The organism is Paenibacillus doosanensis, assembly GCF_025060755.1.
GTDB lineage: Bacteria > Bacillota > Bacilli > Paenibacillales > NBRC-103111 > Paenibacillus_S > Paenibacillus_S doosanensis.
Map to the genome: position 1 here is coordinate 37244 of NZ_JANYUY010000044.1, position 12262 is coordinate 49505.

Here is a 12262-nt window from a genome sequence, read left to right on the forward strand (position 1 = left end):
CGTAAAGACGGGGGAACGGGCGGAGGAAGCAGGGGGCGGCTATTTTTCCTATTGGCGGTAAAAAACTTCCGACTACCGCGATCGCGCGTTTCTGAAAAGAACCCGATAGACGGTTCTCTCACGTTAGCGATTGCCAAACGGAGCGGTTAACGGCTCGCTGCCGCTTTCAGCCTCGCCGTCTCCTCTTCGATCAACCCCGTATCGAGCCGTTCGAATAAAGGCGCGGGCGCATGAAGCGCGCTATGCGGCGGGACTTCGATATAGCTCCAGCCCGGCTTCTGTGCCAGACCGAGGAACGAGCGAATGGAATCGCAGGCAAACGGAAGAAAAGGGGAGAGCAGGTTCGATAAATTGGCGATGATCTGGACGCAGGTAAACAGCGTATCCGCGCCTTCCTCCGGCGCTTCCTTCACCTGCCGCCACGGCTGACGGCCGTCGAAATATTTGTTCCCGCTGCGGATAAACGCGAAAATTTCCTCCAGCGCTTCCTTGCATCTGCCCGCTTCCAACGCTGCGCCAATATGCGGATACAGCCGCCGAAGGCGCTCGGCTATCTCCGTATTCATCCGGCCGCCGGGTACTATGCCCTGAAAAGCCTTTACGATAAATTGCAAATTGCGGTTTACAAAGTTGCCGAAGGCGCCCAGCAGTTCTCCATTATGGCTGTAAATGAACTCTCTCCACGAAAAATTGGTATCGCGCTGCTCCGGACCGTTAGCAATCAGAAAATAGCGCAACGAATCCGGAGCGTACTTTTCCAGCATGTAGGGAAGCCACACGGCCCAGTTGCTGCTGGTCGAAAATTTGCGTCCTTCGAGGGTCAAATATTCGCTGGATAAAATCCGATCCGGCAGATGCAGTTCTCCCGCCCCCATTAGCAGCGCCGGAAGAATAAGCGTATGGAACGGGATATTATCTTTGCCGTGCACAAAGTAGGAGGTCGCCTGTTCCGACCAATAGGGCCGCCAGTCCGCTGCGTTATCGGCAGCCCACTTCATGCTTGCGGACAAATACCCGCTGACCGCTTCGATCCATACGTATATTTTTTTCCCTTCCCAGCCCTCCAGAGGAACATCGACTCCCCAAGACAAATCCCGCGTGGCCGCCCGGTCATGAAGCCCTTCGTTCAAATATCTTTGCGTAAGCTCCTTGGCATTGTCTCTCCAGCCGGCGGCTTGATCGCGAGCGTACTGCTCCAATGACTGCTGGAAGCGGGACAGCGCCAGAAAATAATGCTCCGTGCCGCGAGTTTCCGGATGATCCCCGCACAGCTTGCACTTCGGCTCGAGAAGCTCCGAAGGATCGAGCAGCGAAGAACAAGCGTCGCATTGATCGCCGCGAGCGGTATGGCCGCAGTGGGGACAGCAGCCTTCGACATAGCGGTCAGGCAGGAAGCGGCGGCATTCTCCGCAGTACATTTGCCGGACGTCCTTCTCGTACAGCCAGCCGGTCTCAAGCAGCTTGACGAACAGCTCCTGAACGACGCGATGGTGGAACGGATCGTCCGTGCGGGTGTAGAGATCGTACGAGAAGCCGAGCTTCCGAAAGCATTGCACGAATTCGTCGTGATACCGATCCGCAATCACGCCCGGCTCCACGCCTTCCTGATCCGCCCTAACGGAAATAGGCGTGCCGTGGCAATCGCTACCCGACACATACAGCACGTCCTCGCCCTTCGCCCGGAAATAACGCGCCAGAATGTCTCCGGCAAGAAGCGATGCGACACGCCCCAAGTGAAGCGAGCCGTTCGCATAAGGCCATGCTCCTCCGATAAAAATTGTCATTGTCCTCATCCTTTCATACACCAAATGGGAGTGGGAAAAACAAAAAACTCCCGTCCTTGTAAAAGGACGAGAGTCTGGCTCACGCGGTACCACCTTGAATTTAACCGCACTTCACAGGGCGGTTCTCTTCGGGTACGGCGCCGAAGCTTCGGCGGTTATACCCTAGCGCGGTAACGGGCGCGACCGATGCAGCCTACTTCCGCGGAGGCTTCCGCCGGGTTCGATGCACAGCTCTGGGACCATATTCATCGGACCATTCTTTGCTCCTTCTCAGCCGCCGGAGCTCTCTGTTCGAAAGAATGCGTTCCAACTACTCTTTCCCATCGTTGCTATTGGATATTAATTACCTATTATAACCAGATAATGGAACGAAGGCAACAGAAATTTGCCCGCCGCAGAGACCTAAAAATTTTAAGCCAATTTTAAGCTAACATTTAGTCTGCGCTCATGTTCGCGTAAAAATTTATTCATAATTGGCGCCTATACTTTGACTTGTAGAAGGGAGCGGCGCTCCCGCAAAGATAGGATTATAAACGGATGAGGTGGAGAGAACCATGAAATCTGTCAAACAAAAAATGATGGCGGGAACGGTAGCGGCGGCTTTAATGATCGGAGGCCACGGCGGGGTACTGACGCATTCCGCATATGCGGATGATGATGGCGGCGACACGGAGATTACGGCTGCGGTAAATACATCGATTCCGTTGTCGAAACGGGTTGATCTGGGGCTGGATGAGCTGGTTATCAAAGTGTCGGGAATTCTCGATATGGACTACGACGATTTGCAGGATGCGCTGCACAACGGCAAGTCGCTGGCGAACGCGGCTACCGATCATGGCATGCCAAGCGATGCGCTGGCTGCTAAGCTGATCGGCGATACGCAAAGGATCATTGACGAAGCGCTCGGCGACAACCAGATTACGCAGGACGAGGCGAATACATTGTCTCAAAAAGCGAGGGAGCAGATTGAGCAGCGGATCAACAAAACCGGCTATCAGGATAAGGCGAAAACGGCCGGGAAAGCAAGCAAGCGCCTGTTCCAATTTCAATATAAACCCCAAGCCGAATCGCTTGCCAAGCTGCTGGGGATAACTAAAAACGAGCTGAAGAAGGAACTGGAAGGCGGCAAGAGTTTGTCCGATATCGCTGCGGAAAAAGGATGGAACGACGAGCAGCTGATCTCCAAGCTGCAGGAGGATATGGCTTCTTCGATGCAGGACTTTATTCATCATAAATAATCGTACGAAGCACAGCACAGCCGCCCTTGAATAAGGGGTGGCTATGCTGCGCTTCGAAGCGGAAAACTATATTGGAGGAGGAAGAACGATGACTAAAAGAAAAAAGAAAAAATCAGTTCAAGCTTCCGCGCTTAAAATTCAAGCCGTTGGGGGAGAAAGCCTGCTGCGCAGCGGTCCTCTGATGATGAAAACTCTTCAAGCGGTGACGCCCGGCAGTACAACTGCGCAGACGGCGGTGATGACGGAGGAACGGGCGGCCGGAACGGTTCTGGAATATTCCGACTCCCGAATGGTCCGGTCATTGTCTCGGATTAATCCCCCCGATTATTGGCCTACGGAAGGCTGGCGAACCGCTTCTCCCGAAGAACGCGGTATGGATTCCGCAGTCATTGCGGACATGGTCGATCAGCTCAAGCATCATAACGTCCACAGCTTCGTGCTGATCCGCGACGGGTATCTGGTCGCCGAAGGCTACAATAAGGATTGGGATGCGGGGAAGCTGCATCCGATGTTTTCCGTCACCAAGAGCTTTACTTCGGCTCTCGTCGGTATGGCGCTGGAGCAGAAGGTCATTCGGGATTTGAATCAACCGATGAAAGACTTCATCCCGGAGATCGCCGGCGATTCCCGCAAAGCGAGGATCAAGGTCAGCGAACTGCTGTCGATGATTTCGGGGATCGACTGGGACAATACCGGCGAGCGCTCCTCTCTGGAAATGACGGAAGCCCCGAACTGGGGGGAATATATATGGAGTCGTCCTATGGCTCACGAGCCGGGCACCGCGTTCAAATACAGCAACGGCGACGCGCATTTGCTATCGATATTGACGCAGCGGGCTTTCGGCTTTCCGCTCAGCGCTTTCGCCAAAATCAATTTATTCGATCCGCTCGGCATCACAAGCGTGATTTGGAACCAGGACCCGCAAGGGCACTTAATCGGCTCTTGGGGATTGAAGCTGACGCCTCGCGATATGGCCAAGCTCGGATTTTTGTATTTGCACAAAGGCCGCTGGGAAAATTATCAGCTTCTCCGGCCGGAGTGGGTCGAGGAGTCGGTTCAGCTGCAGGGGACGCAGCTGTACGACGACGGTACGGAGGGCGGGTTCGGCTATTTGTGGTGGCTGAAGCCGATCGTCAGCGAGACGAACCGTACGTGGCATCGCCAAGCGTTTTATGCCGCGGGATCGGGGGGACAGCGGATTTTTGTCGTGCCGGATCTGAACCTGGTGATGGCTATGACCGCAAACAATGAGCATGACGATATTATGCCGGAGCGGATGATGGTGAAAGCGGCGCTTGCGGTCAAAGCGGACCGTCCGCTGTCTGTCAATGAAATAGGCGCAGCAAGATTGCGAGCGTCGCTGCAAGCTTTCAAAGCCGTCTCGGACAAAGCGGAATAGCCGGTTTGTACAATCGCCCATTTAGCGGTATACTCGTTCGTAACATCTACTGCTAAAGGAGAGGCGTGCGACTTATGACTACCCAAGTTGGCCAACAAGCGCCGGATTTCGAGCTTCCCGCCTCCGGCGGGCATCCGGTTCACTTATCCGATTTGCGCGGCAAATACGTCATTATTTATTTTTATCCCAAGGACATGACCCCGGCTTGTACGACGGAAGCCTGCGATTTCCGCGATCGTGCCGATCTGTTCAAGGCGTCGAACGCCGTGATTGTCGGAATCAGCGTCGATCCTGTCAAGCGGCATGTCAAATTCATTGAGAAGTACGGCTTGCCGTTCATGCTTCTGGCCGATGAGGACCACCAGGCTGCGGAACGATATGGCGTTTGGCAGCTGAAAACGTTGTACGGCAAACAATATATGGGCGTGGAACGTTCGACCTTTCTCGTTGACCCGGAAGGAATCCTGCTGAAGGAATGGCGCAAGGTACGGGTCAAAGACCATGCCGAGGACGTTCTGCGGTATTTGCAGGAGCTGCTTAAGTAGAGCGGGCGGGTCTAGGAAGTGTGGCGAAAAAGTCCGGTGAAAAAGCAGGTGAGCAAGCGAGGGCAATCTGGAGAAGCGTAGCGTTCGCCTTTGTCCCCCGATTTCAACCTATTCCCTGGTAGTGACGACGATCCGAGAGCAGTTTCGGTCCTTGAGACCGAAACTGCTCTTTTTTTTGCCGGAGCGGAGCGGTTGAAGGCATAGGATCAAGCTTTCTCCCATATAATCTAGTAAGTCGGCAATTAATAGATTATGCGGAGGGATCCTTCATGTTCAACTTGTTCCGGGCCCAGCTTATGAAGCGGGTCGGCGTATGTATGGCCCTGATTTTGACATTCTCTTGGCTTTCCATTCCGGGTCCCTTGACTGGCGCGCAGGCCGCTGCAGACGAAAGCGCGGCGGACGCGCATACGACCTATAACGAGCTGAAATCGGGGCAGAGGCTTTGGAAAGATAAGCAGTACAAAGCTCCCGAGCAGCCGACCGTTTATTTAACCTTTGACGACGGGCCGAGCCCGCTGACGGCCAAGGTGCTCGATATCCTGAAGGAAGAGGATGTCAAGGCGACGTTTTTTGTGCTGGGCGAGCAAGTGAAGTCCCATCCGGAGCTGGTGCGGCGGGCGCTGGAGGAGGGCCATACGATCGGTAATCATACGTATAATCATGTGTATAAAGAGCTTTATTCCGGGGCGCAAACGTTCTGGGATCAGCTGCAGCAGACGGAGGATATCATAGCCGACGCGGCGGGGATCAGGCCCAGGCTCGTCCGGGCTCCCGGAGGGACCTTCGGCAACTTCGATGCCTTCTATTTCTACTATCTCGACCAAGCGGGCTACGAAGTTTACGATTGGAATATCGACAGCGGCGACTCGGCAAGGCCGGGGGTGCCTGCGAGCGAAATTATACAGACGGTCAAGAAGGGGCCGTTCAAGAATGAAACCGTAGTGCTTATGCATGACGGAACCGGTCATGATCAGAGTGTGAAAGCGCTGCCTGAGGTGATCCGGCTGTTTAAGGAGAAGGGCTACGCTTTTGCCTCGTTGACTACCGAGGTGCAGCCGATTCATTTCTCCAGCGGTAAAATCAAATGGTCGCGCTCGCTCACGGAAGTCGGGCATGAGCAGCTGCTGGCCGAGGCGGGAGAGCATATGCGCGGGCTTGAAGCGGCAGGGCTAACGAAGACGGCATCTGCGGCGGGCGAGGAGGAAGGAGCTTCGCTCGCTATCGTACCGAAGGGAGCGGGCAAGGCCAAAGACGAGCCGCTGCTGCCTCTTGAGCTGCGCCTTGGGGAGCGGCAGCTGCAGCTTGACGCGGAGCAGTACAGAATGGTCCATGGCTTAGAAGAGGTGCCGCTGAGGCCGCTGATCGAGGCGATGGGCGGGCAGATTCATTGGGACGGTAGCGAGCGAACGGCGGTCGTCCGGTACGGCGGCTATGCGGCGGAATACGACTTCTCCCGGCATGAGCTGCGTCTCCGGGCGGGAGGCAGGCTGACTGCCGTGCATTTGCCGCAAATGGAGCTGATCGATGGAACCGTTTACGTTCCTTTGCAGGCAACGCTGCAATCGCTTGGCTGCCGTATTGCCGATAGCTCTGAGGAGAACGGACATACGCTGGTTCGGGCATCGATGAGCGGCGGGTTTGTCGTCAGTCCTCTCTACTAAATAAACCTCAGCGCGCGCGGGGATTTGCGCTATAATAGTGCAAGATGATAGTCTTCGCCCGGAGGAAAGCATGAAAAAACATTGGTTTAAACGAATGCTGTTGTCTTATTTGCCGGTTTTTTTCTTCATTGCGCTGGCCCTCATTGCGCTGTCGGCGATTTCGGCAAGCGAGCTGTCCAAGAAAGAGGCGGTCCGCGCCAACGGCGTGTTCGCGGAGCACGTTATGCAGATGATCGATCACACGATGAGAACGATCGACCAGCAAATGATCAAGGAAGTGCAGACGAACGAGCAGATCAGCCAGTTTTTTGCCCAGTATTACACTGGCAACCCTGCGATGACGCTCTACGATGTCTCGTATAAGCTAAGAGAGCTCATGATTAATACGCCGATGATCGATTCGATCTATTTGGTTCGTTCCTCCGATCAGATCGTGCTTAGCAATAATCTGATGGCTTCGGTGGGCGAGTTCGGGGACCGGGATTTCATTCGGCAGGCTCTCGGGCAAGGCGGTTCCTACAAATGGACCGATGTGAGAAGCTACAAGGAATTCGACGATCAGAGACAGCCGGCGGCGGTGGTCACGCTGGTTAAGAACGTGCCGCTGCTGGGAGGCCGGCAGGGCATTATCGCGATCAATGTGCAGACGGCGGCCATTCAAAATCTCGTTAAAGATATGACCGATTCCGACGTTAATTTTATTCGTCTGACCGACCGCAGAGGCCAGCCGATACTGGACAGCAAAGCAGACGGCGAGCTATTGTCCGACGTGACCTCGGACTATACCGGATGGCGCGTTCAAAGCGGGCTGCTGCGCGATAATCTTCCGCTATTCGTTTTCTCCTACTCATCGGTATGGCTCGCGCTGAACCTCTTGATGGTCGTCATCGGCATCGTCTGGATCGTTTATGTGACGCGCCGCAACTATCAGCCGATCGAGTCGATTTTAGCCCGCATCGACGCTTACGCCGCACAAAGAAGCAGCGCGCTTTCCGGCGCGTCCGGGCAGGATGAGTTCCGTTTCATCGAAACGGCGCTGGACGATTTGGTCGAACGGACGATGACGTTCCAGAAGCAGCGCGAGGAAGACCTTATTTTTCGCAAACGGAGCTTTTTTAACGAAGTGATCGAAGGGAGCAGGCCGATTGCGCGGGAAGAGTTCGAGGAGGAGATGCGGCTGTACGGACTGCGGGAGCATGTGGAGCGGACCGTCATGGCTGTCGTCGAAATCGACAAATACGCGGATTTCGCATCGCGTTACAATACGAGGGACCAGTACCTGCTTAAGTTCGCATTAAGCAGCGTCGTGAACGAGATCGCCCAGAACGAGGGCGCAGCCGTCTGGATGGAATGGACCTCAAGCCAGCGGCTCAGCGTGCTGGCCCATTTGCCGGAGACGGAGAAGACGACGGAACGCGCCTTGCGGCTGTTCGATAAAGTGAGACAGTGGGGAAGCCAGCATCTCGATTTTACCGTAACGGTCGGCATCGGAGAAGCGGCGGCGTCTTTGGCGGAGGTTCCAGGCTCGTATGAAGAGGCGCTGGAGGCTTTGAAATACAAGTCCGCGCTCGGCGGCGACCGGATCATCGAGCACAGGGAGATCGCCGCCAAATCGCAGGGAGAGGTCTACGAGCATCTGCATGTCATGCGCTCGCTCGGTCAGAAATACCGGCTCGGGGACCGGGACTGGGAGCTGGAGCTGGAGGAGCTGTTCCGCGAGCTGGCGGACGGCTTGTTCGCAAGCGACGATATTGCCGCGACGCTCCATTACTTGATCTACCATATGCAGCGGGAGATTACGGAGCTTCCCGGGGAACTCCAGACGGTTTGGAACGAGGAGGCGCTTCCGCGGCTGAACGGGGCATTGGAGCGCCTCGATACGATCCTCGATCTGGAGCGGGAAATGACTGTGATTCTGAAGGAAGGCTTTCGCCGGATGGAGGAGCTGCGGAACGCCCGCAGCCAGCATCCGCTGATGCTGCGGGTCAAGCAATATATTAACGAGCAGTACGCCAATCCGGATTTATCGCTGACGCATCTTAGCGAAGAGTTTGACCTGAATCCTAAGTATGTCAGCCAAATGTTCAAGGAAGAGTTCGGCGTCAACTTCCTGGACTATTTGGCGGACGTGCGCATTATGCAGGCGAAGAAGCTGCTTATGGAGACGAGCGAGTCCGTCCAGGAGGTCGGCGAGAAGTCGGGGTATCCGAACGTCAGATCGTTTATGCGCGTGTTCAAGAAGCTGACCGGGCTTACGCCCGGAGAGTACCGTAAGAAGGAGGCCGGGTAAGTCCCGGCTCCCTGTATATAGGGCCGTCCGGCGCCGCCGGGCGGCCTGTTTGCCGCTGCGCTTCGGATATTGGAACGGTGGCGTAAAAAGCGGCGGCAGGCCGGAAAAACGCGCCGTTACCGGCTGAAATGGAAAACGGTGACCTCGCGGAATATTGTCCATTGTCAGCGGAGAAGCTCATGGGCTACATTGGACTCACCGCATGTGAAGCATAAGGGAGGCAAAGCCATGAAGCGGTCCAGTCGGCCCCTGTGCGTCTCGGCGCGGGAGGAGGCCTGCGGCCGTCCGGCTTTGGGGGAGTGCTAGATGATGAAAAGAAAAAGAAACAGGCTGACGAACAGGATGCGCCTTGGCGCCGCGGCCGTTCTTGCGGTATCGGCGTTGCTTGCAGGCTGCTCAGGCTCCGATCAGGAAGGGCGGGCGGGCCGGAACGCGGGCGGGCAAAAGCCGGAAATCAGCGCGACGGTGTACGACCGCGGACTGGTTCCGCAGGAAGAGGGGACGATCGAGCAAAACCGCTGGACCGAATGGATTGATCGGAACGGTCCGGTTCATGTGAAGTTTACGCCCATTCCCCGCAATGACGCGACGGCCAAATTGACGGCCTTATTCGCTTCCGGCACCGCGCCTGAGCTGATCTTCGATTATTCCAACGTGCTGCGCGGGCAGCTGTACACGCAGAAGCAAATGATGCCGGTCGACGATATGATCGCCAAATACAGCACGACGTACAAGCAGCTTCTGGAGAAATACCCGGTGCTCAGGACGGCGGCGTCGATGCCGGACGGCAAGATGTACGGGTTCGGCGTGATCAACGGGCTGCAGGCGAACCATGCGCTCTTCATCCGCGCGGATTGGCTGAACAAGCTGAACCTGGAGACGCCCAAGACGACGGAGGAGCTGTACCAGGTGATGAAAGCCTTCACCGAGCAGGACCCCGACGGCAATCGCCAAAAGGACACGTACGGTACCTCGCTCGCCTATATTACGAACCAGATCGTGAACGCGATGTTCCAGAATGTGAAATGGGTCGTGGAGGACGGCAAGCTGATTCACGACTGGGAGCGGGCCAAAGCGGCTGCGGCGTTTAAGAAGCGTTTGTACGACGAAGGGCTGGTGGATCCGGATTATTTGACCGACAGGAGCGGCCAGAAGGCGCAGCAGGACTGGGTGAACGGGAAAATCGGCATGTGGGGTGGACAAATAACCGGCGCCGCATGGCTGCAAATTTACGAATCGCTGAAGAAGAACAATCCTTCGGCCGAGGTGATCGTCATACCGCTGCCCCGCAGCCCGTACGGCCAATTCAGCCCGACGATCCAGAACCCGGTGCAAATTACGGCCATCGTGAACAGCCAAGCCAAAAACCCGGAAGCGATTATGAAATATATCGACTTCATCTCCTCCGATGAGGCGGGCAAAACGCTGAAATACGGAATCGAAGGCACGCATTATAAGCAAGGGCCGAACGGCTGTCCGATCTTCATCGACAAGGAGAAGGAGAAGCAGCTATCTTATGCGGGCGATTACCGGATGCTGTTCTCCCCGGCGCTGGAGGGCAAATGCGGCAGATATGAGGAGACGCTGAATCTGGACCATCCGCAGGAAAAAGAATTTTATACGATGATGAAGCAGGCGGGCGAGTACTACTTGTCGCCGGAGCGGCCGATCGCCGATATTACGCACGGGGAGCATATGCCGATTGCGCCGGACGATATTCAGCTCATCGATACGAGCGTCAAGAAGCCGATCGACGACATCTGGATCAAGGCGATCGTCAGCGGAGCGGCGTACACGCCGGATCAGGCTTTGGCCGAGGCGAAGAGCCTATGGGAGAGAGCGGGCGGCAAGCAGGTCGACGACTGGTATGCCCAATGGTACAGCGAGAACAAGGATAAGGCGCTGCTGCGGGATCAATTGTATCAATTCAAGCGGCCGGAATAAGCCGGCTTAAGCGGCGGCAGGGCGCGGTAGCCGCGCCCCTTCTTGCCCATCAATTTGACGATCAAAGGGGATAGGCGAATGAAAAAGAAAAATACGAAGTTCATCTTGCTGACGGCCGTGACGATGCTGGCGGCGCTGGTTCAAGGCTGCACGGGACAAAGCGCAGAGAAACCTGGGGAAGCGGCGACGGCGGCCAAAATTAACACGGACCCGGTAACGCTTACGTTTTACGGCAATATGTCCGAGGAATTGTTCCAGAAGCTGGTCGTGGCGCCGGTTAAATTAAAATATCCGAATATCGATCTGACGCTCGTCCCGATGACTAACAAAATCGAAGATTTAATTGCCTCCGGCGAGGTGCCGGATATTCTCGGCGATAATATATCGGCCATTGCGAAATATGAGAATCTGGATTTGCTGGAGGATTTGACGCCGTATGTGAAAGCGTTTAACCTGGATTTGAGCGCCGTTGACCCCGTCGTGGTCGATACGGTCCGCAAAAATTCCGGGGAAGGCAAGCTGTACGCGCTGCCGGTATCCGCCAATGTCGTCACCCTATATTACAACAAAGATATTTTCGACCGGTTCGGCGTGCCGTATCCGCAGGACGGAATGACTTGGGATCAAGTTTACGAGCTCGCCAAAAAAGTAACGAGAACCGACGGAGGCGTCGCTTACCGCGGGTACGACTTCCAGGATTTGTTCCAAATTCAATACAACCAGCTCTCGGTTCCCGTCATCGACGAGAAGACGAACAAAGCGATCGTGAACAATGCCGAATGGAAAAAGCTGTTCGAGAACTGGGCCCGCTTTTACACGATCACGGGCAACGAGGTGGACGCGGCCGGATACGGCAAAGGACTGAATGCGTTCTCCAAGGACAAGACGCTGGCGATGTACTCGACAAGCTCGTTTTTCTCCTCGATGCCCGAAGCGGTCAAAAATGGCTTGAACTATGATGTGGTCAGCCTGCCGAGCTTTCCCGAAGCGCCCAATACGGGGGTGCAAGTCGAAGGGGGAGCGCGGATGATTACGACCACTTCCAAGCATAAGGATCAGGCGTTCATGGCGCTGAGCGCGATGCTGACGCCGGAGGCCCAAAAGGTCATTGCGCGCAACGGCAACGCTTCGGTTTTGACCGATACGTCGATCAACAAAGATTTCGGCCTCGACATTGAAGTGTTGAAGGGCAAAAACCGCGAGGCGTTCATTAAAAACAAAAACGCCAAGCCGTTTCCGTCGATTACCAAATACGACGGAGCCGCCTTTACGATCATGCGCCAGCAGTTTAAAAAAGTGGCGACGGGGCAAGAGGACGTCAACACGGCGCTGCGTGAAGCCGAAGAGCTGATCAACAAGGCGATTGAGGATCAAAACAAACAGCAGTAGCGAACCTGA

At 55.5% G+C, this 12262-nt stretch carries 8 protein-coding genes and 1 other annotated feature; of the genes, 7 read left to right on the forward strand and 1 reads right to left on the reverse strand.

The features are described 5' to 3' along the window. Positions 1-146 precede the first annotated feature (146 nt). Positions 147-1784 carry a methionine--tRNA ligase gene (metG, locus tag N0M98_RS25030; RefSeq protein WP_259619503.1) on the reverse strand — a complete coding sequence of 546 codons (1638 nt, stop codon included), beginning with the start codon at positions 1782-1784 and terminating at the stop codon, positions 147-149. 59 nt (positions 1785-1843) lie between these two features. Continuing rightward, positions 1844-2120 (reverse strand) — a binding site (T-box leader). A 218-nt stretch (positions 2121-2338) separates the two neighbouring features. On the opposite strand from metG, the gene N0M98_RS25035 reads away from it, so the two are divergent. The 7 genes from N0M98_RS25035 to N0M98_RS25065 all read left to right on the forward strand — a co-directional run bounded on the left by N0M98_RS25035 (position 2339) and on the right by N0M98_RS25065 (position 12253). Further along, positions 2339-3022, forward strand: coding sequence for a hypothetical protein (locus N0M98_RS25035; protein WP_259619504.1), 684 nt, complete (start codon positions 2339-2341; stop codon positions 3020-3022). An 88-nt stretch (positions 3023-3110) separates the two neighbouring features. Beyond that, positions 3111-4421, forward strand: a complete 1311-nt coding sequence (locus tag N0M98_RS25040; RefSeq protein WP_259619505.1) for a serine hydrolase domain-containing protein — start codon at positions 3111-3113, stop codon at positions 4419-4421. Between the two features lie 74 nt (positions 4422-4495). After that, complete coding sequence (gene bcp, locus N0M98_RS25045; RefSeq protein WP_249865954.1) at positions 4496-4966, forward strand: thioredoxin-dependent thiol peroxidase; 471 nt, start codon at positions 4496-4498, stop codon at positions 4964-4966. A gap of 269 nt (positions 4967-5235) precedes the next feature. Further along, positions 5236-6630 (forward strand): polysaccharide deacetylase family protein, encoded by a 1395-nt coding sequence (locus tag N0M98_RS25050; protein ID WP_259619506.1) that lies wholly within the window; start codon positions 5236-5238, stop codon positions 6628-6630. A gap of 70 nt (positions 6631-6700) precedes the next feature. Beyond that, complete coding sequence (locus N0M98_RS25055; RefSeq protein WP_259619507.1) at positions 6701-8920, forward strand: helix-turn-helix domain-containing protein; 2220 nt, start codon at positions 6701-6703, stop codon at positions 8918-8920. 306 nt (positions 8921-9226) lie between these two features. Then, positions 9227-10864, forward strand: a complete 1638-nt coding sequence (locus tag N0M98_RS25060; RefSeq protein ID WP_259619508.1) for an extracellular solute-binding protein — start codon at positions 9227-9229, stop codon at positions 10862-10864. A gap of 78 nt (positions 10865-10942) precedes the next feature. Beyond that, on the forward strand, positions 10943-12253 hold the full coding sequence (locus N0M98_RS25065; protein WP_259619509.1) for an ABC transporter substrate-binding protein: 1311 nt from the start codon (positions 10943-10945) through the stop codon (positions 12251-12253). Positions 12254-12262 lie beyond the last annotated feature (9 nt).